The sequence below is a fragment of the Spirosoma jeollabukense genome (assembly GCF_054777855.1).
On sequence record NZ_BAAHAD010000002.1, the window covers coordinates 853752 to 876208 of the forward strand.

At 48.8% G+C, this 22457-nt stretch carries 22 protein-coding genes; 14 read left to right on the forward strand and 8 right to left on the reverse strand.

Annotation, left to right across the window (positions count from 1 at the left end):
- Positions 1-23: 23 nt before the first annotated feature.
- Positions 24-1706, reverse strand: coding sequence for an FAD-dependent oxidoreductase (locus ACYVEA_RS11900; protein WP_461113643.1), 1683 nt, complete (start codon positions 1704-1706; stop codon positions 24-26).
- A gap of 422 nt (positions 1707-2128) precedes the next feature.
- Positions 2129-3583 (reverse strand): asparagine--tRNA ligase, encoded by a 1455-nt coding sequence (gene asnS / locus ACYVEA_RS11905; protein WP_461113644.1) that lies wholly within the window; start codon positions 3581-3583, stop codon positions 2129-2131.
- 159 nt (positions 3584-3742) lie between these two features.
- On the opposite strand from asnS, the gene ACYVEA_RS11910 reads away from it, so the two are divergent.
- The 3 genes from ACYVEA_RS11910 to ACYVEA_RS11920 all read left to right on the forward strand — a co-directional run bounded on the left by ACYVEA_RS11910 (position 3743) and on the right by ACYVEA_RS11920 (position 4937).
- Positions 3743-4255 carry a SixA phosphatase family protein gene (locus ACYVEA_RS11910; protein WP_461113645.1) on the forward strand — a complete coding sequence of 171 codons (513 nt, stop codon included), beginning with the start codon at positions 3743-3745 and terminating at the stop codon, positions 4253-4255.
- An 86-nt stretch (positions 4256-4341) separates the two neighbouring features.
- Positions 4342-4536 carry a hypothetical protein gene (locus tag ACYVEA_RS11915; RefSeq protein WP_461113646.1) on the forward strand — a complete coding sequence of 65 codons (195 nt, stop codon included), beginning with the start codon at positions 4342-4344 and terminating at the stop codon, positions 4534-4536.
- 11 nt (positions 4537-4547) lie between these two features.
- Positions 4548-4937, forward strand: a complete 390-nt coding sequence (locus tag ACYVEA_RS11920) for a VOC family protein (RefSeq protein ID WP_461113647.1) — start codon at positions 4548-4550, stop codon at positions 4935-4937.
- A gap of 64 nt (positions 4938-5001) precedes the next feature.
- Here ACYVEA_RS11920 and ACYVEA_RS11925 read toward each other — a convergent pair whose 3' ends face one another.
- Positions 5002-6189 carry an aminotransferase class V-fold PLP-dependent enzyme gene (locus ACYVEA_RS11925; protein WP_461113648.1) on the reverse strand — a complete coding sequence of 396 codons (1188 nt, stop codon included), beginning with the start codon at positions 6187-6189 and terminating at the stop codon, positions 5002-5004.
- A gap of 68 nt (positions 6190-6257) precedes the next feature.
- Positions 6258-7187, reverse strand: a complete 930-nt coding sequence (gene xerD / locus ACYVEA_RS11930; RefSeq protein WP_461113649.1) for a site-specific tyrosine recombinase XerD — start codon at positions 7185-7187, stop codon at positions 6258-6260.
- Between the two features lie 126 nt (positions 7188-7313).
- Between xerD and aroQ the strand changes: the two genes are divergently transcribed.
- The 4 genes from aroQ to ACYVEA_RS11950 all read left to right on the forward strand — a co-directional run bounded on the left by aroQ (position 7314) and on the right by ACYVEA_RS11950 (position 10957).
- Entirely contained in the window at positions 7314-7742 is a 429-nt protein-coding gene (aroQ, locus tag ACYVEA_RS11935) for a type II 3-dehydroquinate dehydratase (RefSeq protein WP_461114077.1), read from the forward strand.
- 92 nt (positions 7743-7834) lie between these two features.
- Positions 7835-8842, forward strand: a complete 1008-nt coding sequence (locus tag ACYVEA_RS11940) for an aminotransferase class V-fold PLP-dependent enzyme (protein ID WP_461113650.1) — start codon at positions 7835-7837, stop codon at positions 8840-8842.
- Between the two features lie 132 nt (positions 8843-8974).
- A complete protein-coding gene (locus tag ACYVEA_RS11945; protein WP_461113651.1) occupies positions 8975-9550 on the forward strand; it encodes a MarC family protein in 576 nt (191 codons plus the stop codon).
- Positions 9551-9922: 372 nt separating this feature from the next.
- Positions 9923-10957, forward strand: a complete 1035-nt coding sequence (locus ACYVEA_RS11950) for a glutamine synthetase beta-grasp domain-containing protein (protein WP_461113652.1) — start codon at positions 9923-9925, stop codon at positions 10955-10957.
- A 53-nt stretch (positions 10958-11010) separates the two neighbouring features.
- Here the strand turns inward: ACYVEA_RS11950 and ACYVEA_RS11955 are convergent, their stop codons facing one another.
- Positions 11011-12126 (reverse strand): hypothetical protein, encoded by a 1116-nt coding sequence (locus ACYVEA_RS11955; RefSeq protein ID WP_461113653.1) that lies wholly within the window; start codon positions 12124-12126, stop codon positions 11011-11013.
- A 313-nt stretch (positions 12127-12439) separates the two neighbouring features.
- Here ACYVEA_RS11955 and ACYVEA_RS11960 point away from each other — a divergent pair, with 313 nt between their 5' ends.
- The 3 genes from ACYVEA_RS11960 (at position 12440) to ACYVEA_RS11970 (ending at position 17673) form a co-directional block, all read left to right on the forward strand.
- On the forward strand, positions 12440-14629 hold the full coding sequence (locus ACYVEA_RS11960) for a glutamine synthetase III family protein (protein ID WP_461113654.1): 2190 nt from the start codon (positions 12440-12442) through the stop codon (positions 14627-14629).
- 594 nt (positions 14630-15223) lie between these two features.
- Positions 15224-17506 carry a GEVED domain-containing protein gene (locus ACYVEA_RS11965; protein WP_461113655.1) on the forward strand — a complete coding sequence of 761 codons (2283 nt, stop codon included), beginning with the start codon at positions 15224-15226 and terminating at the stop codon, positions 17504-17506.
- Positions 17507-17523: 17 nt separating this feature from the next.
- The gene (locus ACYVEA_RS11970) at positions 17524-17673 is read left to right on the forward strand and encodes a hypothetical protein (RefSeq protein WP_461113656.1); all 150 of its coding nucleotides are present in this window, start codon (positions 17524-17526) and stop codon (positions 17671-17673) included.
- A 114-nt stretch (positions 17674-17787) separates the two neighbouring features.
- On the opposite strand, the gene ACYVEA_RS11975 is transcribed toward ACYVEA_RS11970, so the two are convergent.
- The 3 genes from ACYVEA_RS11975 to ACYVEA_RS11985 all read right to left on the reverse strand — a co-directional run bounded on the left by ACYVEA_RS11975 (position 17788) and on the right by ACYVEA_RS11985 (position 19452).
- Positions 17788-18159 (reverse strand): NAD(P)-binding domain-containing protein, encoded by a 372-nt coding sequence (locus ACYVEA_RS11975; RefSeq protein WP_461113657.1) that lies wholly within the window; start codon positions 18157-18159, stop codon positions 17788-17790.
- Positions 18160-18211: 52 nt separating this feature from the next.
- Positions 18212-18568 carry a SnoaL-like domain-containing protein gene (locus tag ACYVEA_RS11980; RefSeq protein WP_461113658.1) on the reverse strand — a complete coding sequence of 119 codons (357 nt, stop codon included), beginning with the start codon at positions 18566-18568 and terminating at the stop codon, positions 18212-18214.
- Between the two features lie 113 nt (positions 18569-18681).
- On the reverse strand, positions 18682-19452 hold the full coding sequence (locus ACYVEA_RS11985; protein WP_461113659.1) for a type 1 glutamine amidotransferase domain-containing protein: 771 nt from the start codon (positions 19450-19452) through the stop codon (positions 18682-18684).
- A gap of 145 nt (positions 19453-19597) precedes the next feature.
- On the opposite strand from ACYVEA_RS11985, the gene ACYVEA_RS11990 reads away from it, so the two are divergent.
- The 4 genes from ACYVEA_RS11990 to ACYVEA_RS12005 all read left to right on the forward strand — a co-directional run bounded on the left by ACYVEA_RS11990 (position 19598) and on the right by ACYVEA_RS12005 (position 22418).
- Complete coding sequence (locus tag ACYVEA_RS11990) at positions 19598-19975, forward strand: winged helix-turn-helix transcriptional regulator (RefSeq protein WP_461113660.1); 378 nt, start codon at positions 19598-19600, stop codon at positions 19973-19975.
- A 78-nt stretch (positions 19976-20053) separates the two neighbouring features.
- Positions 20054-21223 (forward strand): M28 family metallopeptidase, encoded by a 1170-nt coding sequence (locus tag ACYVEA_RS11995; protein WP_461113661.1) that lies wholly within the window; start codon positions 20054-20056, stop codon positions 21221-21223.
- Positions 21224-21299: 76 nt separating this feature from the next.
- Positions 21300-21860, forward strand: a complete 561-nt coding sequence (locus ACYVEA_RS12000) for a hypothetical protein (protein WP_461113662.1) — start codon at positions 21300-21302, stop codon at positions 21858-21860.
- A gap of 96 nt (positions 21861-21956) precedes the next feature.
- Positions 21957-22418 (forward strand): pyrophosphohydrolase domain-containing protein, encoded by a 462-nt coding sequence (locus ACYVEA_RS12005; RefSeq protein WP_461113663.1) that lies wholly within the window; start codon positions 21957-21959, stop codon positions 22416-22418.
- Positions 22419-22457 lie beyond the last annotated feature (39 nt).

Genomic DNA, 22457 nt, shown 5'->3' on the forward strand with positions numbered 1-22457 from the left:
CCGTAAAGGTACAAACGGATAGGTTACAGCGTCAGCCGCTGGCGGTCTTTCAGCAGGACTTCCTTCAGTTTAGCGTACGGTAATTGCTGGGGTGATACGTTATTGTCGATCGAAAGCACAGCCGCCGTTGCTGCCGACTGACCCAGAATCATGAACACGGGTTCCATCCGGATCGACCCGTAGGCGATGTGCGAACTTGACAGGCAAACCGGCACCAGCAGGTTTTTACACTCATTCTCTTTTGGTAAAATAGACCCGTAGGCAATTGAGTACGGTTGTTTCGGGTGAACACCAATATCGCCCTCGTTCTGTACGAAGCCATCCGGCCGGACGTAGCGCTGGGCATTGTGCGCATCAAGTGAGTACGAGCCCATGCCAATCGGATTTGGTACGGTGGTTTCTCCGAGTGCATCGGCTTCTTTCATGACGTAGGTGCCGAGCATACGCCGGGCTTCCCGGACGTAGATTTGATGCGGCCAGTTGTTGTTGTCCGTGAATTCGTCTTTTGCCAGTCCCCATTGACTCATGTCTTTCCGTACGTCTTCGGGAACGCGGGGGTCGTTGGAAAGGAAATACAGAAGCCCCTGCTGGTACAACTGGTGATCCCGGATAATCGCTTTCCGGCGCTCATACGTAGCGTCGGGGTAATCGTAGTTTTTGCCGATGTAATCGGAACTAAACGGGCCGTGGTTGTTGGTGTCGGTTTTGCGGTTCGGGATCGGGTCGAACTTGTCGAAGGTTTCGCGCCAGCCGCTGTCGAAAACTCGCCCCAGCAATTCATACCGGGCTGGGTTATACCCTTCCGGTTTTGGAAACGGAACCCGATTGTCGGGATTGTTGCTGAAACACATCCGAAAGCAATACGCCTGAATTTTGTGATCACCGACGCCTTTTTCACCCGGTCCATTGGTGGCAATTTCGGGAAGCAACCCACTTTTGGGATCGCCTGGCACTTTATAGGGACTGATGTTGGCTTTGAAATAATGCCCATGCTGAAATACGTTCGGCTGTACGCCGTTCCAGGTTTCTCCATACACGCTGTTGGCTTCCCGGCCTACGTGGTAGCGAACGCCCGCAGCCGCCATCAGGTCACCTTCGTACGTTACGTCGATAAACATTTTTCCTTCGTAAACCTGGCCGCTCAGGGTGCGAAACGATTGAATGGCACCCGCTTTTTTGGTTACGCCCTTCGCAGAACGGTCGAGCCATTCGTTGCGATAAATTGTAAGCGCATTCTCCCTGGCGAAATCTTCAAATACCTTTTCGGCCGCGTGGGGTTCAAAAATCCACATCGTGCGGGAGTTGCCGTCGATGGCGGGCGTCCCCTGACCTTTGTTCCCATATTCCTCGCGCTTCTGCCATTTCCAGGCCGAATCCTGCTGGTAATGCTGATAAAGCCGTTGGTAAAACTCGCGCGATAGGCCGCCAATCACTTCTTTGTTGCCCGTATCCGTAAAACCCAGCCCACCCGACGACAAGCCACCCAGGTGTTTATCGGGCGAGACAATGATAACGGATTTGCCCATTTTTTTGACCTGCACAGCCGCTGTAATGGCTGCGCAGGTACCGCCATAAATGATCACATCGGCCTTGCGAGTAGCCGTTGGTTTTGATGGATACGTAGTGACCGGCGCGATCAGCAGTAAAATAAGACTGCTGACTAGTATTCGAAGAGGTGAACGGGAGAAAAGAAAGCGTTTGTTCATTGTGAAATAAGGTCAAAGAAATAGGAGAGGAGTCTATTTAGGAAATAAGCTTCATTAGGTAAAGCAGCAAAACAGGGTGTGTTTACTAGTGAAGTGGGAAATTTTGATCTATGTCGTTATGTCAACTAGAGATTAGAATTAGTCATAGACGATTCAATTTGGCCCGCTAGGGCCTCAATAGCGTAGCGTCGGTAGAGAAAGTTTTGTCGGTTATTCAATGTGCCGTTAGGTACCTAACGGCACATTGGTCTCAATACAACCAATATTTTCTACCGACGCTACGCTGTTGAGGCCCTAACGGGCCACTATTAAAATGTATTAACAGAAAAAGCCTTTATTCAACTTTAGACGCTGAATAAAGGCTTTTTGATGACGCAAATTGCTGACGCACAGGAAACGCAAATATGCCGCACCGGTCACTACTAAAACTCGGCGGTTTTCGGAGCGCGGGGGAATGGAATTACGTCGCGGATGTTGCCCATGCCGGTTACGAACAGAACCAGCCGCTCGAAACCGAGGCCGAAGCCAGCGTGCGGGGCCGATCCAAACCGACGCGTATCGAGATACCACCACAGCGCTTCGGGCTCGATACCCACTTCGTGCATGCGGGCGGTGAGTTTATCCAGATCATCTTCGCGTTGCGAGCCACCAATGATTTCGCCAATGCCGGGAAACAGTACGTCCATCGCGCGAACGGTTTTGCCATCGGGGTCCTGCTTCATGTAGAACGCCTTGATTTCACGCGGGTAGTTGGTCAGGATAACGGGTTTCTTAAAATGCTTCTCGACCAGATATCGCTCATGTTCTGATTGCAGATCGACACCCCAGCTAACTTCGTACTGAAACTGGCCTTTCTTGGCAGGTTTTGAGTTAATCAGAATGTCAACCGCTTCAGTGTAGGTCAGCCGAACAAATTCATTGCTGATCACAAACTGAAGTTTTTCAAGTAAGCCCAGTTCGCTTTGTTCCTCTTTCTTTTTGGTTTTCTCTTCCTCTTTTAGTCGGCCATCCAGGAATGCCAGATCGTCGGCGCAATGCTGTAGCGCGTAGCGGATCACGGTTTTGACGAAATCTTCGGCCAGATTCATGTTGTCTTCCAGTTCATAGAAAGCCATCTCGGGCTCAATCATCCAGAATTCGGCGAGGTGGCGCGTCGTGTTAGAATTTTCAGCCCGGAACGTCGGGCCAAACGTGTAAATCTTGCCCAGCGCCATAGCCCCCAGTTCGCCCTCCAACTGGCCGGATACGGTCAGGTTGGTTTCTTTACCGAAAAAATCCTGGCTGTAGTCCACTTTGCCCTCTTCCGTTAACGGCGGTTTGGTGGCGTCGAGCGTTGTGACACGGAACATCTCCCCCGCACCTTCGGCATCGGAAGCGGTAATGATGGGCGTATTGAGATAAAAGAAACCGTTGTCGTTAAAGTATTTATGGACGGCGAACGCCAGCGCGTGCCGAATGCGCAAGATCGCGCTGAACGTGTTCGTGCGAGGACGCAGGTGGGCGATCTCACGCAGAAACTCCAGCGAGTGCCGTTTGGGTTGCAGCGGATATTTTTCAGGATCGGCGGTGCCGTAAATGTGGACGTCCGAAATTTTAACTTCAACGGCTTGCCCGGCTCCCTGTGATTCAACAAGTTGGCCCGTAACGGACAGACACGCTCCGGTAGTGATGAGCTTCAGCGTTTCGTCCGGAAGTTGACCGGCTTCGGCGACGACCTGAATATTATTGATGGTTGAGCCATCGTTGAGGGCTATGAAAACGGCATTTTTGCTTTCGCGCTTGGTACGTACCCAGCCTTTAACGGTCACGGTGGTGCCGACTGGCGAATCCACGCCGGGAGCGTTTTTTAACAATTGCTTAATAGGTTGATAACTCATACTGAAACGGCGACCAGATAGTGGTTGTGCCCGCAAAAGTACGGATTGTCGGTTGAATCGCCCACAGACAATTTTAATCCATACCATCCGTAAGTGTAGTGACATACCGATTGACCGTCTATTTTTGCATGACTAAACCTACGTATCAATCCTACCTGTATGTCAATAATACTCTACATCGTTCGCCATGCCAAAGCCGAAGACCGGGCCATCTTTATGGCTGACTTTGACCGTAAGCTAACGTCCGAAGGCGTCATGGCGGCTGCCCGAATGGGTCGTTATCTGCACGAAAAAGGCATTCAGCCTGACATTATCGTCAGCAGTCCTGCGCCACGCGCTAAAGAAACGGCGAACATTGTGGCTGAACAACTTGGCTATGAAGTAGCTCAGATTCAGTTTGACGAAAAGCTATTCGAAGGGGGGCCGAAAGCTTATCTGGCAGCCATAAACGCCGTTCCTGTAGCCAGTCAAACAGCCATGATTGTAGGCCATAACCCCGACGTAACGTATCTGGCTGAATTTTTAACGCATCAACGGATCAACTCAATGAGCAAAGGTGCTGTTGTAGGTATTACGTTCGAAGACGTGACCTGGGCCGAAATTTCCGGGCGAACAGGTAGTATAACCTTTCAAATTGCACCGAAACAACTTTCCAAAAATGATGAATTATAACCGGGTCGCCGGAGCGATGATGAATGTGGTAGTAGCCATTTCTGTAATTCATCTTTTATGATTCATCATTCATCATTAGATAAAAAGTGAACCGCAACCGTCGCATTTTCATCATCGTTTTTATTGTCTTCACGACAATCGTAGCCTTACTGGCCATTGATATGGGCCGACGGACGACCGCTCCCTGGAACCGACGTCGGGAAGTTGAACGGGCTTTACCGACGGTAAGAGATGGAACGGCTGTCGATACAATGGCTACTGATACATTACTAAACCCCTGAAATTTATTTTTATGCTGAATCTATCGGCTGTTCACCACATTGCCATTATTTGTCAGGATTACGAAAAGTCGAAGCGATTCTACACAGACATACTGGGCTTAACGATTTTAAGCGAAGTAAACCGGGCGGAACGGCAGTCTTACAAACTGGATCTGGCCCTGAATGGGCAGTATATAATCGAACTGTTTTCGTTTCCGAACCCACCCAAACGTCCATCCCGGCCCGAAGCGCTAGGTTTGCGTCATCTGGCGTTTGCCGTTACTGATCTGGACGCTGCCGTAGCGCATCTGGCTGAGCATAATATCGCGACCGAGCCTATTCGCGTGGACGATCTAACTGGTAAACGCTTTACTTTCTTCGCCGACCCCGACGATCTGCCGCTGGAGTTGTATGAGGTTTAGAGCAGGGAGCTCGGCGCAAGGAGCATGGTTTTACGCTAGACACCCTGCTCCAGGCTCCACGCCTTTAAAGCACCTTCGTCAGTACGTTAACCAGCGCATCAACATCAGCGGGTGTGTTATACACATGTGGGGCGATACGTAGTACGCGCGCTCTGGCCGATACCGATACGTTTTCGGCTTGCAGGGCCTGTTGAATGACCATCGGATCGGCATGATCGGGTAACCACAATCCGACAAGGTGGTGGCATCGGCCCAGGCTCCCGTTTTCGGGTTCAACGTAGCAGCCAAGGGATTCCAGCGTCGACCAGGCATCTGCCATCAGGTTTTTTGTGTATTCCTGAATACGGGTGGGTTGCCAGTCCACGAGCTGCTGGAGTGACGTTTCGAGCATGGGCATTTGCAGGAAATGGGTATGCTCGCCAACGTTGTAGCGGTAAGCACCGGGGCGGTATTCGGGCTGGTAATCCATCAGGCGATGAAATTGATTGCTGTCCAACCGATTCATCCAGCCTTCTTCGAGCGGAACCCCCTCGTCAAAAGCTGGACCGTAGTAGGCCAAGCCGAGCGAATAAGGCCCCATCAGCCATTTGTATCCTGCACAAACGACAGCGTCGGGTTGTACTCGCTCCAGATCGAACGGCAACGCACCAATTGCCTGCGTCCCGTCGATAGCAAACCACGCCCCCACGTCGCGAACTCGTTGCCCAATGGCTTCCAGATCAAACCGAATGCCATACATCCAGTGCACCGGCGGCACTACGACTAACGCCGTGTCGGGTCCGATGGCGTCGAGTAACCGCTCGTTCCACCTGACTCCTTTGGGAAAATCGGGCGGCATGCTGACTGTCGTAATGGTGAGGCCCAGCTCAGTACAAACGCGATCCCAGGCGTAGACATCACTCGGAAACTCATCGCCGATCAGTACGATACGTTGCCCTCGCTGAATACCCGTTTTACGGGCTAAGTTTCGGGCTATAACGGCCATGCCATAGGAGACAGATGGAACGACCGCAATACGTTCGGGCGCGGTAATGCCGGCATTTTGGTTGTTTATAAGCTCGGAAAATAAGGTCCGCACACGGATAGCTCCTGTAAAAAAATCATCGGGTCGAAGTCCAAACGGGTTGGCCTGTTTGGTAAGAACTTCGTGGCCAACCTGCTCAACCGCCTTGCTGAACGGCGCACGGGTGGCACAATTGAGGTAATGGATGCCTTCGGGAAGGCTAAACTGGTCTTGTTGAGACGTAAGCATAATGTAAGAAGTTTGGGCAAAGGAGTAGGGGCATAGAGCAGGAAGGCTGGAAATCAGCGGATAGAGTTTTACCCCTGGCCCCGCGCCCTCTGCCATTTGCTATTTGCCCTTGGGTGATATTCCCGTAAGGTTTGCTGTAAATAATCGCGGTCAAGGTGGGTGTAAATTTCGGTAGTGGTTATGGACTCATGACCAAGCATTTGTTGCACCGCCCGCAAATCAGCCCCGCCTTCGATGAGATGCGTAGCAAATGAGTGCCGAAACGTATGTGGACTGATCGTTTTGCGAATACCTGCTTCGGAAGCCAATTTTTTTATGGTCGTGAACACCGAAATGCGCGAGAGTTGCTTGCCGCGCAGATTCAGAAAAATAGTGTCTTCATCGCCCTTTTGCACGTTTAGTTGACTACGTACATGATCGACATATATTCGGGTGTAGTGCATTGCATCTTCGCCAATCGGCACGAGCCGAACTTTATCCCCTTTGCCCAGCACCCGCACAAATCCCTCAGTAAAGTAGCAATTGGTTAGCCGCAGGTTGAGTAATTCAGACACCCGTAGTCCCGAGCTGTAGAGTACTTCGAGCATGGCCCGATCGCGGGTGCCGCCGGGCGTGGAGAGGTCAACAATGGCCAGCATGTCTTCGATTTCGGGAAAACTAAGGGTATCGGGGAGCTTTCGACCTAACTTGGGCGCTTCCAGTAATTGGGTTGGATCGTTCTGGATCAGGTTTTCCAGAATCAGGTACTTAAAAAATGATTTCAGCCCCGAGAGTATACGCGCCTGACTATGTGCCGACAGACCTAACTCGCCCAGATACATCAGAAAATTTACTAAATTCCGATCCGTCACCTGCATCGGCGTTACGTCCGGTTCGGTCAGGAGGATGAACTGGTAGAGTTTTTCGGCATCGTGCAAATAAGCCTCCACCGAATTTTCGGCCAGCGAGCGTTCCAGTTTGAGGTAGTTCTTAAAGGCGTTTATATAACTTTGCCACATGGCTTAGCAATCATTTTTGTCATGCTGACGAAGGAAGCATCTTCGCTAGCAGATAGCATGAAATTATTTGCTTTTCCCGAAGATGCTTCCTTCGTCACCGGGCTGGCGTTCCAGCATGACAAAAAAATGAAACAAATCCTAATCATTAACGGCCCGAATCTGAATCTATTAGGCAAGCGTGAACCGACCATTTACGGAAACCGTTCGTTCGTCGATTACCTGAAAACCATCGAAGAACTGTTTCCCGAGGTGCAACTACGCTATTTTCAGTCGAATCACGAAGGCGAACTGATTGATAAAATTCACGAGCTGGGTTTTGATGTGGATGGCATTGTCATTAATGCCGGGGCCTATACGCACACATCCATCGCCATTGCCGACGCCCTGTCGGCGGTGACAGCCCCGGCTGTGGAGGTACACATTTCCAACGTACACGCCCGCGAGTCGTTCCGGCATCACAGCTACCTCTCGGCCAAATGCAAAGGCGTTATTGTAGGGTTGGGCCTGGCTGGATATGAGTTAGCCGTGAGGTATTTAATGATGAATGAGAAATGATGGCCGGGTTGTCAGAGCGATTAATTTTTTAATATAATCATTCATCATTCATCATTCATCATTCATCATTCATCATTCATCATTCATCATTCATGATAACCTTCTACCCCGGCCCATCCAAAGTATATCCACAAGTTGCCGACTATGCGGCCGAAGCGGTGCGTTCGGGGATTGTGAGCCTGAATCACCGTAGCGCGGGCTTTATGGACGTAGTGAAAGAGACCGTTCGGCTGCTTCACGAAAAACTCGACATTCCGGCCGATTATCATGTTGCGCTGGTTTCATCGGCGACGGAGTGTTGGGAAATTGTGGCGCAGTCGCTGACCGCCGAAGCGAGTCTGCACCCCCATAATGGCGCTTTCGGTAAAAAATGGGCGGAATATGCGTATAAAATTAAGCAACCAACCAGCCTGAGCGATGCTGATGTATTATGTATCGTTCAGAACGAAACCTCGAATGGTACGCAGGTCAGTATGGAAACGCTGGTGAAGTTTCGGCGGGAATTTTCGGCGTTGATAGCCGTCGACGCGGTTTCGTCGATGGCAGGGATTGCTTTCGATTGGACGCTCGCCGATGTCTGGTTTGCGTCGGTGCAGAAATGCTTTGGCCTGCCTGCCGGTCTGGCCGTCCTGATTTATTCGCCTGCCGCGCTCAAACGGGCCGAAGAAATCGGGGAGAGTGCGCATTACAATAGTCTGCTATTTATCCACGAAAATTTCTCGAAATTCCAGACCCCCTACACGCCAAACGGATTAGGGATTTACCTGCTGATGCGTGTGCTGCAACAGGTGCCGCCTATTGCCGAAGTAGATGCGATCACTAAAAAACGGGCCGCCGACTGGTATGCTTTTTTTGAACAGGAGATGCGGAATTCCCCCTTCCGTATACTCATTGCAGACGCGGCCATCCGCTCGGATACAGTCATTGCCGTAGAAGGCTCAGAAGCAGACATTAAGGCCATTAAGACGGCTGCGCAACAGGCTGGTATTACCCTGGGCAACGGGTATGGCGACTGGAAAAATACTACGTTCCGAATCGCTAACTTCCCGGCTATTACGGATGAGGAGATTGGAACCTTAAAGGAGTTCTTACGGTCATAGTAGGTCGCATTTTGTCGTGTGACGAAGGAAGCATCTTTGGTAATAAAAAAGTGCCTGCTTAGCCGGAGATGCTTCCTTCGTCACCGGGCTGGCACGGTCCGCCGTTGCGGTTCCAGCGTAACAAAAAATAGCATGTTCAGCCTCAAAGAAATTGTTTCCGTTACCCTCATTCTATTCTCGGTTATTGACGTAGTGGGTTCACTGCCGGTCATTATTGATTTACGGCAGAAATCCGGTAAGATTGAGTCCGGTCGTGCTACGTTCGCGTCGGGCGTCCTGATGATCTCATTTTTATTTGTTGGCGAACGGATTCTAAAACTATTCGGGGTTGATGTCGCGTCGTTTGCCGTGGCAGGGGCATTGATTATTTTTCTGATTGGTCTGGAAATGATTCTGGGTCGGACAATTTTCAAATCAGAAATCAACACGGGCGGTGCCACACACATCGTTCCCATTGCATTTCCGCTGATTGCCGGTGCCGGTACGTTAACGACGATTATTTCGCTCCGGGCCGAATACCAGACCGTAAATATTATCGTAGGGATTATTCTTAATCTGGGGCTGATCTATGCGGTCTTAAAGTCGTCGGGCTGGCTCGAAACAAAGCTTGGCTCGGGTGGCCTGGAGGTGCTTCGTAAAATTTTCGGCATCATTCTGCTGGCCATTGCCATTAAGCTTTTCAAGACCAATCTGATCGCTGATTTTTAACATTAATGGTATTGGACTTGGGTCAAATATAGAAACCAGTACGTGTAGATTGGTTTTTGAGTACAACTTCTTCCCAAAGGTATTTTAGGGAAAAAACAACAGAATTTTAAAATATTGATGTGATTTTGGGCGCTATAAAAGGGGCGAATTCAATTTTGTTATTCTACCTGGCTTAGATTATAAAGTGGTAAAAAACCCTACTAAATATTGTATTTTGCGGTACCTAACGAATTTAAAATATAATAATTCCGTAAAAACGATAAGAAATACGGTCCGAATGCCCATTGGTCTTTATATTTTATTGTAAACCCGTACTATATTTGCTGAAAGTATTGTTACAAAACCCCTATTCAATTCAATTCCACTGTAATCATGGCAAAGTCGAAGTTAGAGTACATTTGGCTCGATGGCTATAAGCCCACGCAAAGCCTGCGTTCTAAAACCAAAATTGAAGAAGATTTTTCGGGTGCACTCGAAGATTGCGCTATGTGGTCTTTCGATGGTTCTTCGACGGAGCAGGCTGAAGGCGGTTCATCGGACTGCTTGCTAAAGCCGGTTTTTATCTGTCCTGATCCACAGCGTAAGAATGCGTTCCTCGTCATGTGTGAAGTATTAAACGCTGACGGTACTGCTCACCCATCGAACGGCCGTGCTACGATTGAAGACGACGACAATGATTTCTGGTTTGGCTTCGAGCAGGAGTACTTCCTGTGGGATATGAAAATTGATAAGCCACTTGGTTTCCCCGCCGAAGGTTTTCCAACGCGTCCACAAGGACCCTATTATTGTTCGGTTGGCGCGCAAAACGCCTATGGCCGTTATATCATTGAAGAACACCTTGACGTTTGCCTCGATGCTGGTCTGAACGTAGAGGGGATCAACGCCGAAGTAGCAACGGGTCAATGGGAATTCCAGATTTTCGCTAAAGGGGCCAAAGCCGCTGGTGACCAGATCTGGGTCGCTCGTTACCTGCTGGAACGTATCGGTGAAAAATACGGTATCTCGATCAACTGGCATTGCAAACCGCTGGGCGCCACCGACTGGAATGGCTCGGGTATGCACGCTAACTTCTCGAATACGGCACTACGTACATCGGGCAGCAAAGAAGTATATGATAAAATCTGTCAGTCTTTCTCGCCAGCTGATGTTATCAAAGCCCACATCGCGGTGTACGGCGCTGATAACGAAATGCGGTTGACCGGCAAACACGAAACCCAGTCAATCGACCAGTTCTCGTACGGTATTTCTGACCGGGGTGCTTCGATCCGTATCCCCATTGCTACCGTAGAACGCGGCTGGAAAGGCTGGTTAGAAGATCGTCGCCCGAACTCGGCGGCTGATCCTTACAAAGTAGCGGCTGTAATTATCAAAACTGTTAAATCAGCTGACGTGCTGGAAACAGCTTAGTCTGAAATTATAAATCAAAAAGCCCGACTACTCACGTAGTCGGGCTTTTTGATTTATAGATCGGCTAATCTGGCCGTTAGATCCAGTAAATAACTGGCGGTCTCGGGTGATCGACGCCCAAGCCCACATGAACTGGCCACATCAACAAGCTGACCACGGGCCGATTCGATACTGTTCAGAATAGTTATATTCTCGGCTTCACTACGCTTTTCGTGCACAAATCCCGCCACAAACCGCGTTGCTGCTGGTAGCTTGATGTCTTTCAGCGGAACGTAGTACCCAGGATCTATGGAGGGCGGAGTCGTCGCTTCAGCAAACGGATAATGCATGTAGGCCAGCGTGTGTTGAGAAGGCCATTCATCGACCAGCCGGTTCGAGAAGTTGACCATTTTAGCTAATGTTTTTGGATGGACAAGGGCTTCGTTGTGGAAATCGCCCAAGCATAAATGAATCCCGATTTGCGCGCCCGGCGTGATTTTGGCTAACAAATCCTTAATCGGAATCAGGGCCAGGCCAACCAGCGAACGGGGTAGCATATAGGCGGCATATAACTCCGGCGGTACTTCAAGTTGAATGATCACATCCGGGCCAAGCTCGGCTAGGACCGCGTTCACCTCCCGGGCGATGACAGTATTGAATGCCTTCGTATAGCGCAGCCACTGAATCTGGCTGGCAAAAGCAAAACCCATGGCGAACCCGGTTGGAACACCCATCTGAAATTTCAGGCCGGGCAGGTTATGGTCTTTACGCAGTTGCTGGAAGATCGGGTAGCTTCGTAGCGCAAAGTGGTCATACCCCAGCCGAACATGGTGGGGCATTTGGGCAGGGGAGTGGCGGGGTTTGAGTTTCTGAAAATTTTCATAGTTGGTCGCCATGCCATCTTCACCCCGAACAGGCTGTTTAACAATATCCCAACTGTCTGGATCACTGGTCAATTTTTCAATAGCATAAACGACCCAGGCGATACGATTCCCTTTCGGAAAGGCGGGTGTTTTCTCCCCAATTTCACCATCGGGTAAGCTGAACAGCGCAGGCCCCAAAACAGCTAGCGCCCGGCTCATGCAGGCTTCTTCATTGTTGAACGGCATACTGCCAACTAAGAGCGCCGACCGTTTTGGCTTTTGCTTCCCGGATGGGGAGATTGGTTTTGCGTTGTTTGACTGATTCATAAAAGAGGCTGGTTAGGGCGTAATCTGCTAGGACGGTAGTCAATGCATATATACAAAAACTTACTGTTTATCAATGATTAGATGCGGTTTTTCTTGTGAAATCGGCGTGCATTGTGATCCTGCAATTACAACTCATTCACCACCCAATAGTAGGTAACGTTTTTTTTCGATACGTTCGTCCAGCCACTATAAAATGAAGCGTAACGCACCTATCGGTTTGGCCTAACTGAGAAATCAGCCTATAGGTGTTCTGTAACTGAGAGAAGGGGTGTATGTTTGGCTAAATTTTAAACCTAAAACCAGCCAAGCCATAATGTCTAATTTTCGCTTTAAGGCCCTTGAAATTGCACAAAGTCGTCATGCGGTGCCGGTAGCTGCTCCAACAGAACGAGTCGGTGATTTTTTTGGCAGCAATACGTTCAATAGTGAAGTAATGCGGGGATTACTTTCGCCCGAAGCGTATCTCAAAGTCACCGAAGCTATCAGTACAAACGGCCAGATCGATAGGGCCATTGCCGACGAAGTTGCCAGTGCCATGAAATCGTGGTCGACATCGAAGGGCGCTACGCACTACACCCACTGGTTTCAGCCACTGACCGGTGAGACGGCGGAGAAACATGACGCTTTTTTCGATATAACGATTGAGGGTAAAGCCATCGAGAAATTTAAAGGGAGTGCCCTGGTACAGCAGGAGCCGGATGCGTCGTCGTTTCCCAATGGGGGGCTGCGAAATACGTTCGAAGCACGTGGCTATACCGGCTGGGACCCCTCATCGCCCGCATTTCTGATGGATAATGGCGCTGGGGGAAAAACCCTTTGTATTCCATCGGTTTTCATTTCGTATACGGGTGAAGCCCTGGATTACAAAACTCCCTTATTAAAAACCCTCAATGCGCTGGACAAAGCCGCTACGGCCGTCTGTCAGTATTTTGATCGAAACATTACGAAAGTAACCCCAACACTGGGCGTAGAGCAGGAATATTTTGTCGTTGACCGGGCCCTGTTCTACGCCCGCCCCGATCTGGTACTGGCAGGACGTACTGTTTTTGGGCACGCACCCGCGCGCGGGCAACAACTGGAAGACCATTATTTTGGCTCAATTCCGCCACGCGTTAATGCCTTTATGGTTGACTTTGAGTTCGAATCCATGAAGCTTGGCATGCCCGTCAGGACGCGCCACAACGAAGTAGCACCGGGTCAATTTGAGGTAGCCCCCACGTTCGAGGAGGTCAATCTGGCTGTCGATCATAATGCGCTGCTGATGGACTTGATGGAGAAAATCTCGGAGAAGCATAATTTAAAAGTGCTCTTTCACGAAAAACCCTTCGCGGGTGTCAATGGAAGTGGCAAGCATAACAACTGGTCAATGGGCACCAATACGGGTGTTAACCTATTGGCTCCCAGCACGAAACCGAAGGAGAGTTTACGCTTCCTGACGTTCCTGGTGAACGTAGTGAAAGCCGTTCATGATAACGCCGATCTGCTACGGGCCAGCATTGCATCGGCGGGTAATGAACATCGGCTCGGCGCTAACGAAGCTCCTCCGGCCATTGTCTCGATTTTTCTGGGCGAATCACTGACGCAGGCACTTAATGATCTGGAAACCAAGTCGGAGGTAACTGTTAACAAAGGCGACAACGTTTATTACAAACTCGGCCTCAACCGGATTCCGAGCCTGATGCGCGATAATACCGACCGTAACCGGACCTCGCCTTTTGCCTTTACAGGCAACAAATTCGAATTTCGGGCGGTGGGCAGTTCGGCCAATTCAGCGTCGACCATGACTGTTCTGAATGCCATTGTAGCTGATCAGTTAAATAATTTCAAAACGGATCTGGATTTACGACTGGCCAAGGGTGAAAAGAAAGAATTGGCCATTGTCGATATCCTGAAAGAATACTTCACGAACTCGAAACGGATTCTGTTTGAAGGCAACGGGTATTCTGACGAGTGGGTTGAAGAAGCTGCTAAACGGGGCTTGTCGAACATTAAATCATCACCCGAAGCCCTGGGTATTTTGGTGAAACCTGAGTCCTTATCACTGTTTGAACGCATCGGCGTTATGAACCACGCGGAGGTGGAATCGCGCTACGAAATTGAACTTGAAAAGTACATTAAGAACGTGCAGATCGAGTCACGGGTTATGGGCGATCTGGCCATGAACCACGTAATATCGACAGCCCTGAAATATCAGCATAACTTAGCGGTAACTGCCCGTAACATGGTCGAATTAGGTATGACAGCCGAAGCCGAACCGATCAAAGATATTTTGCGCGAAATCTCGACTCGCGTGCTGGTTATTAAGAAAGGCGTTGAAGCGATGATTGAATCACGCAAGAAAGCCAATAATGTTACTGAAACAGCTGAACGGGCTAAGCTCTACGCAACAGAAGTGAAAGACCATTTCGAGCTGATTCGTTACGAAGTAGACAAGCTCGAAGAGATTGTGGACGATGAAGACTGGCCACTTGTGAAATACCGGGAGTTGTTGTTTGTGAAGTGATATGAACCGCCAGGCGGCCCTGCGGGATGTGTGAAATGGAAATGATTGACATGGTTTTGGCTCCTTTGGTAGGAGCTAAAGCTTATCAATCATTTCCATTTTATACATCCCGCTGCTTTTTGGTAACAGATTGATGGATTTTAACACCCAAAAGCCGCTAGCAAGCTAACTTAATTAGATTGAGGTATTTGTAGATAGTATAATAAGGATCAAAATCGGAAAAGTAAACAACCGAAATTGAGTAAACGGTAGCTTAAAGGAAAGAAAAGTGTCGACTTCCCTTTTTGTTAGCTACCGTTTAGTCAATATCGGTTGTTTGATTATAGATAATAGTGACATCTAAGTAAAAGTGGAGTCTGGGTAAATACATCAACGTATTAGATAAATTTTATTCAGTCAAAAATCTACTCATTTACACAAAGCCATAAAAAGCCAACTTTTATTCAGGCTGTAACAAAGATTCATTAGGTCAAATTAGACTTTGTCAAATAATCTACTGCTTAAAGTCTACTTATGAGTCATTTTATAATTTATGGTTAATAAATAGTATATGATAGTTACTTGTTATTTACACTCAACGAGAATTATAAATATATGAAAAGTGCTATTTCTCTCCTTTCTCCCCTGACGACTGTACGATCGGTGCCCTTCATGGTCATGTGGGGTTTATTAACCCTATGTGCTGGAATTAAGGTGCAGGGCCAGGCATTTGACTTCGGCGATGCTCCCGATAGTTACAAAACGCTGATTAGCAGCGACGGCCCGCGCCATAAACCAAATACCAGCGTATATCTGGGAGGATCATATGGAAGTACCTATGACGCGGAACCTGATGGACAGCCCAGCAGTATGGCTGACGGCGACGATACACATGACCAGAATGGGAATCTAATCTATAATCGAAGTGATGAAGACTGTTTGGTAAAGGGTTTTGAAGCGGTCTGCGTCTCAAGAACTTCTTATAAGTTGCAGATAACCGTATATAATAATTCGGGCGCTGACGCCACAGTAAGCGCCTGGATTGATGTGAATAAGAATGGAACTTTTGACGATAATGAGCGGACGCAGGCGATAGTTCCAACAACGCCCAACCTGATACATTACAACGGAACACTCGTTACCTTAGTCTGGAACGGCTTGAGCGGAATGACCGAAGGATGGACCTATGGTCGTTTGCGAGTAGCCAATAATCCGGCTGAAGTCGATAAGCCGACCGGACTAGCCAACAGTGGTGAGGTAGAAGATTACCGGGTACACTTAAAAGATGAGTATGACTTCGGTGACGCACCAGATAGCTACGGCACCTTATTAAATAACAACGGGGCACGGCACATGATCAATAATAACGTCATGTTATTAGGTCCATTGGATTGTAGTGCGGAAGATAACGGGCAGCCATCTACGCTCGCTGATGCCGATGCGGGTGAGACGTCAGTCGGGTTTCCGTATAAGTTGACAACGGCAAAAACATCATTCAGCGTCCGCGTGAACGTACTTAACACATCCGGTGGAAATGCGATGCTGAGCGGGTGGATTGATTTCAACCGAAATGGGATCTTCGATGCCAATGAGCGAGCACAAGCCGCTATTGAACCTGATACCAGAAATTTAGTACTGAACTGGACGGGGCTGAGTGGCTTGACCGAAGGACGTACTTATGCCCGCTTCCGGGTGGCCACCAATGCCGATGAAGTGGCCAATCCGACGGGTGCTGCCAATAATGGATCGGTAGAAGATTATACCCTGATGATCGAAGCGCCCCAGTATGATTACGGCGATGCCCCAGATAGCTATGGTACGTCATTGAGTAGCAATGGGCCACGGCATGTTTATAACGACCTAGTTACGAATCTGGCTCTATCGAATGGAGTCTCGACAACCGATATTGACACTGAAGGAGATGGACAACCTTCAGACCAGGCTAAGGGCGATGATGCGCTGGCAACGAATTCCTGGTTGCCGTTTCCTTTTGATGATGAAACAGGCTTAGTAGAATCTGCTCCCTTGACAACTACCAGTACGTCCTATAGTGTTACACTTTCTGTGAAAAACCAGACGGGGGTGGAGGCAACCGTTAGCGGCTGGATTGATTTTAACCAGAACGGTACGTTCGAAGCCAGCGAGCGGGCGCAGGCTGTTGTTTCTTCCAATCAAGACGGTAGCCTTACTCAGGTTAAGCTCTTTTGGAACGGGCTGAATAATTTGGCTGGTGGGCAGACGTTTATGCGTTTCCGGATTGCTTCCAATGCGGCCGAAGTGGCCGATCCAACCGGCGTTGCCAGCGACGGCGAAGTAGAAGATTACAGTTTGATCATCGTGTCGGTAAAGCGTAGTCCTTTGCCGGTGAATCTGGTTTCATTCCAGGGGCAATGGGTTGAGAACAAGGGCAATCAGCTGAGTTGGGTGACATCCTGGGAACAGAACAACGATCATTTCGAAATCCAACGGAGCAACGATGCCAAAAGCTTCGAATCCATCGGGCGTGTGACGGGCAAAGGTACTACGTCAGCCACCCAGTCCTATGAGTATATCGATGATCAGAGCAGCCTGAATGAACGGGTATACTACCGGCTGAAACAGGTGGATCTGGACGGGACCGTAACCTATTCCCGGATCATCTCGATTCGTCAGAGCTTGGAGGCTGGTCTGTCGTTAGTCATTTATCCGAACCCAGCTAGCGAACAGGTAAACTTACGATTGCCGGCTAGCCATAAAGTGGCTGGTATCCGGATATTCAGCGTCAGTGGTGCCCAAGTGATGAGTCAGGAAGGCGAAATTGAGGGACTGGATATCAGGAGTTTAGCGACGGGTATTTACGTGATCGAAGTAAGGACACTGTCCGGAAACGTATTGCGCCAGCGGTTCATCAAGCAATAAATCCCTTTCCATAAAAAATGCTGCGATACTTAGTATCGCAGCATTTTTTATGGAATCAATACGAGGTTTTAGAGCAGAATATCTTCGACCGGGTTGAGCTTTTCCGGAATATGCTCATCGCCCAGAAACTCGCGGATTTCGATTTCAATGTTACGGCAGATGGTTGAATCGGGATATCATTTACTGAAATGGCTTTGCCATTCGTACTGTTTCCCGCCACAAACATATCGGCTTTCTGATCGCCAAAAGTTGAATTGAGGATGTTCTCGAAGCCAGTGGAGTTAAAGCATTTTACTGCGTCGGTGGTGGTCGTATGGGCTAGAATGGCATCCGTTGTATCGACGAAACCGGATGGTCCGATCCCACGCACAATGTTCATGGTGTCTGTCAATAATTACCTTGCCTGTAGCGTCGCCTAATGCCTGAGCAACGTCAATGGCTTTCAGGGCCGGGGTCGCTAAAATCACCACATCATATTGAGTAACCGCTGACTTGATGGAGGTAAAGCGGTCTGCACCAATTTTGGTAGCAAGGAGGATCGATTTCTCGGAAAGCGGGAAGTTCGCGCCCATTAGCACGGTATGACCCGCCTGCACAAACCGCTGGGCTAGAGCACCACCTAGATTTCCTGTGCCGATTATTGCGATTTTCATAGGTAATGGAAGTTTCTCATCGGATAAAAGCATCCGATGAAAATGGAATAGTTTAGAAGAAAAACTGTTCCTGTACAATCTTGCCATCCTGCACCGTGTACACCGCAATTTCGTTCATGTCCATACGGTTGCCGTCTTTGAAGGTTACATCCATACCGATAGTTAGTGCAATGGTATTGCCTGCCACCAGCGCATCGCTCACGCTACCACCGTGTACTTCCTGAATCATGTCCTGAAACTGGTTTCCTTTTTCAATGATGGCATCAAGCCCCTGCACGGTTTGCATACCGGGTGCGCTGTCTGGTTCGATACTTTTGGCATCGCTGGAATAAAGTTCACGCTGGGCTTGTTCGTACTTTCCTTCACGGCAAAGGGCTACTAAACGGTCGGCTACTTGTTGGATTGTCATACTCATGAATGGTTATGAAAGTTAAGCCTGTTTCAATACAGGACCTATCTTAGACTGTCGAAGAGAACTGGGGTGACATATTTTTGGATAATGACACAGCGATAAAATGTTGTTTATTCACCCAGGGCTTCGATAATGGCTTTGGCCGTTTCGGCACCACTGAAATTCTGCTGGCCTGTAATGAGGTTGCCATCGCGAATAGCGAAGCCACGCCATAAGCCAGCCTGTATGTAGTTGGCCCCGATGGCTTTCAGTTCATCTTCAATGCGCCAGGGCATTACGTGTTTGTCACGCGAAAGCATTCCATACTCCCAGACGGCGTTGTCGGCAAAATCTTCTTCGACGTTGGCAAAGCCCGTTATGGTTTTTCCTTTCCCCAGATACGCGCCGTTGCTTAGTTTGGCATACCGCAGAATGGCTACGCCATGACAAAGTGCTGACGTGACTTTGCCACTTTCATAGAACTCGACGAACTTACTCTGCAAATTGGTCGCATTTTCGAATGTGAACATAGGAGACTGTCCACCCGCGACGACCAATGCATCGAAATCGGCTACATTCAGGTCAGAAATGGGTTTGGTGTTGTCTACTAGTGCTTTCAGCGACGGCGAATGAATAAAACCCTGACTGATAAGGTCTGTTGATGAGTAGCCACTCGCATCGTTGGGGTCGCTCATAGCATCGGCCTCGCATTTGCCTCCGTAGGGGCTGAAGATCTCGACGTCGTATCCTTTCTCGGTGAATTCGTAATAGGGGTGGGTCAGTTCGCTCCACCAGAAACCCACCGGCCAGTTGGTAGTTGTTGAAACAGCAGGATTGGCAATGACAATGGCAACGCGCTTAGGATGTTTTGCGCTAACAAGGTTGGGGTCTTTTAAACTCATGGTATTTGTATAGGTTGTTTGTTTTTAGATTTCCGCTAAAGCGTGCTACAAAGGTGATCACTTGTAGTAATTTTATGCTCAAATACACTTTTTAGTGTGATACTACCTCTTTAGAGAGTGATTGATTATAAGATAGTTACCTGATATGCCAGACTTTACCGACCAGGGGCGAGTGTACTATAATCCAGTTGAATATGCTATGCATCAGATCGGCGGCACCTGGAAAATGCCGATTTTATGGCGGCTCAATAAGAAAATGGTGTTACGGTATAGTGAACTAAAAAAATACCTGCCGCACATTTCTCATAAAATGCTGTCAACTCAACTTCGCGAACTTGAAGCCAATGGGTTTGTGACACGCACGGTTTATCCTGTTGTGCCACCCAAAGTAGAGTATACACTCACCGAAAAAGGAAACCGAGTCATTCCGCTTATTGAATCTATAAGGCAGTACGGAATGGACTTAATGAGGGAATCGGGCATCGATCCCGATGATGTGTTTAAAAAAACAGAGAAGCTGTGAAAACTATGTCACGTAGTAAATGCTGCCTGGTATAAATGCCTGTTACCCTACCAAAATCCTGTAAATCAGACATATCTTGTGAATTTCGATTCAGACCTATTACGTCGACTCGCTGCATTGCCACATCGGGGAGCGGCCACGGCTAATGAAGCCGAAGCGGCTCGCTTACTCCAAAATCATCTTGCTGACATAGGGGCAACCGTTCGAACAGAACCTTTTGATACGCCTAAGACTTATGCAACGATTGTGTACTGGCTCATCGGCGGCCTGCTGACGGGGCTGGCCTTGGTTCCTGTGACGGGTGTGGCGGTTGGCCTTGTCTGGTATTTTGTGGCGATGGCCTGGCTTTATTTCAATTGGCGTTACTCGTTCATTATCAGGTTCCCTGTTCAGCATACATCGCGAAACGTAGTTGGTCAATGGCCAGCTCGCGGGGACGTAGCGAACAGGCGAAAACTAATTTTAATGGCCCATTATGATACCGCTCCGGTGTCGCTGCTCTACAGCCCAAAACGGCAGGGAAATTTTCAATTGTCGTTGATGATATCGCTAGGGTTGATGGTGCTGGCGGCAAGCGCGGCAACCTTCGAGGTGGTTCATGTGGGAATGCCGTATTTAACCTATCTCCGGTATGGATTAATGGCTTATTTCGTGGTGCAAGCCATTAGTAGCACGGCTGGTTACTGGCTTAAAGGCTATTCAAATGGGGCCAGCGACAACGCCACAGGCGTAGCGGCAGCCATAGCCACTGCCGAGCGGCTTAGGCAGGCAAACGTACCCGATCTGGATATTGAAGTGGTGCTGACAAGTGCCGAAGAAGTTGGTATGATTGGGGCATACCACTACGTTGAAGCCCACAAAAAACAATGGAAATCAACTCAGACACTGGCCATAAACTTCGATACGCTTGGCGCCGGAAAATTGACAGTGGTGGAGCAAACGGGTACGTATGAAGCCATTCAGTACAATAATGCACCCACTAAAATTGCGCGTTCATTGCTCAAAACCGATGCGTTTCGAGATCGGGCGCAGGTAGGTCAATGGCATACTGCCGATTTCGATAGCGTATGGTTCGTGCGTAACCGGATTCCGGTATTGGCGCTGTGTGCCCTGGATGCAAATGGCTGGATGCCACGTATTCACCAACCCGACGATACGCTCGAACACATTGATCAGACGCCCATTCATACGGCCGTTGATTTAGCCGAAGCCGTGGTGAAGGAGTGGACTAAACGTAGTGAAGAATGATGAGTGAAGAGTGAAGAATATAATTCACCGGTTTATTCTTCACCCTTCGCTCATCATTCTTCACTACTTTTGCTTCATGGCAAACTACAAAAACGAAGGGTTCGACCCCGAAGAAATCAGCGCACTTAAAGAGGAGTGCCAACAGGAAGGCAAATCGTTCGTGTATGTCGAAGACGACGATTTAGACACGCTGGATGAGGGCGAATGCGTTCATATTCAGTTCCCTGGACAGTATCAGGGCCAGGAAGTTATTTTCGATACGCTGGTCTATACACTACGTCTGCACCACAGCAGTCTGGTGTATGAAATGGCCGTAGAACAGGTACGTAAAACTTATCCGGAATATGTACCACCCGAAGAGCGCAAACCTAATTTCAAAATCTCGCCCGAACTGGAAGAAGAGGCTGAAACCGCTCTTACTGAACTCATTGAGGAGATTGAAGAAACAGAAACGATAAAAGTTCAGGAACATGTGGACGTAGACATGGAATCCGACTATGGCATTGCGCTGGACGTTTGTCTGAATGTGGATGAAGTTACCGACGAGGTTATCGAAGATTTTATCAAAAACTTCAAAGCCAATACGTTATCGCTGGATACGACTTTGTATTCATTCACCAGCGAAGAGGAAAATTAAATTAATGATGAATTATAAATGATGAATGATCCGTGAAATAGCATTCATCATTTATAATTCATCACCGCGCGGGCGGCCCCGCCATCATTAGTTATCATGCAACAACCTGACTCACTTAACCAGGTGGCGGAATTTCACCGCACCTTTCATGCCCCTGTTTTAGAGACTCCCCAAATTCCGGCCGAAGCCCGCGCTCAGTTACGCGTGTCGCTTTTGGCTGAGGAACTTGACGAATTGCGCGAAGCCATTGCCGACAACGACATTGTGGCTGTTGCCGATGCGTTGTGCGATTTGCAGTACGTATTGTCCGGTACCGTGCTTGAATTTGGGCTAGGCGATAAATTCAAAGCTTTATTCGATGAGGTGCAGCGCTCAAACATGAGTAAGGCCTGCCTGACCATTGCCGAAGCTGAAGACACCGTAGCTCAATATCAGGCCAAAGGCGTTCCCTGCCATTTTATTGAGTCGGACGGTAAGTTTCTCGTTTACCGCGACGCCGATCATAAGACACTCAAAAGCGTGAATTATTCACCAGCGGATTTAGCAGGGATTTTGTGAGGCTAGGTTCCTCGTTAAGGATAAAACAGTTAATGAAAT

Excerpts from the sequence above, each read along its gene's own strand:
- ACYVEA_RS11970 (WP_461113656.1), top strand. The coding sequence starts at position 17,524 with ATGCTGCGATACTTAGTATCGCAGCATTTTTTATGGAATCAATACGAG.
- asnS (WP_461113644.1), bottom strand. The coding sequence starts at position 3,583 with ATGAGTTATCAACCTATTAAGCAATTGTTAAAAAACGCTCCCGGCGTG.
- xerD (WP_461113649.1), bottom strand. The coding sequence starts at position 7,187 with ATGTGGCAAAGTTATATAAACGCCTTTAAGAACTACCTCAAACTGGAA.
- ACYVEA_RS11980 (WP_461113658.1), bottom strand. The coding sequence starts at position 18,568 with ATGACAATCCAACAAGTAGCCGACCGTTTAGTAGCCCTTTGCCGTGAA.
- ACYVEA_RS11945 (WP_461113651.1), top strand. The coding sequence starts at position 8,975 with ATGTTCAGCCTCAAAGAAATTGTTTCCGTTACCCTCATTCTATTCTCG.
- ACYVEA_RS11950 (WP_461113652.1), top strand. The coding sequence starts at position 9,923 with ATGGCAAAGTCGAAGTTAGAGTACATTTGGCTCGATGGCTATAAGCCC.
- ACYVEA_RS12000 (WP_461113662.1), top strand. The coding sequence starts at position 21,300 with ATGGCAAACTACAAAAACGAAGGGTTCGACCCCGAAGAAATCAGCGCA.
- ACYVEA_RS11910 (WP_461113645.1), top strand. The coding sequence starts at position 3,743 with ATGTCAATAATACTCTACATCGTTCGCCATGCCAAAGCCGAAGACCGG.
- aroQ (WP_461114077.1), top strand. The coding sequence starts at position 7,314 with ATGAAACAAATCCTAATCATTAACGGCCCGAATCTGAATCTATTAGGC.
- ACYVEA_RS11955 (WP_461113653.1), bottom strand. The coding sequence starts at position 12,126 with ATGAATCAGTCAAACAACGCAAAACCAATCTCCCCATCCGGGAAGCAA.
- ACYVEA_RS11925 (WP_461113648.1), bottom strand. The coding sequence starts at position 6,189 with ATGCTTACGTCTCAACAAGACCAGTTTAGCCTTCCCGAAGGCATCCAT.
- ACYVEA_RS12005 (WP_461113663.1), top strand. The coding sequence starts at position 21,957 with ATGCAACAACCTGACTCACTTAACCAGGTGGCGGAATTTCACCGCACC.
- ACYVEA_RS11960 (WP_461113654.1), top strand. The coding sequence starts at position 12,440 with ATGTCTAATTTTCGCTTTAAGGCCCTTGAAATTGCACAAAGTCGTCAT.
- ACYVEA_RS11965 (WP_461113655.1), top strand. The coding sequence starts at position 15,224 with ATGAAAAGTGCTATTTCTCTCCTTTCTCCCCTGACGACTGTACGATCG.
- ACYVEA_RS11940 (WP_461113650.1), top strand. The coding sequence starts at position 7,835 with ATGATAACCTTCTACCCCGGCCCATCCAAAGTATATCCACAAGTTGCC.
- ACYVEA_RS11900 (WP_461113643.1), bottom strand. The coding sequence starts at position 1,706 with ATGAACAAACGCTTTCTTTTCTCCCGTTCACCTCTTCGAATACTAGTC.
- ACYVEA_RS11920 (WP_461113647.1), top strand. The coding sequence starts at position 4,548 with ATGCTGAATCTATCGGCTGTTCACCACATTGCCATTATTTGTCAGGAT.
- ACYVEA_RS11975 (WP_461113657.1), bottom strand. The coding sequence starts at position 18,159 with ATGAAAATCGCAATAATCGGCACAGGAAATCTAGGTGGTGCTCTAGCC.
- ACYVEA_RS11990 (WP_461113660.1), top strand. The coding sequence starts at position 19,598 with ATGCCAGACTTTACCGACCAGGGGCGAGTGTACTATAATCCAGTTGAA.
- ACYVEA_RS11985 (WP_461113659.1), bottom strand. The coding sequence starts at position 19,452 with ATGAGTTTAAAAGACCCCAACCTTGTTAGCGCAAAACATCCTAAGCGC.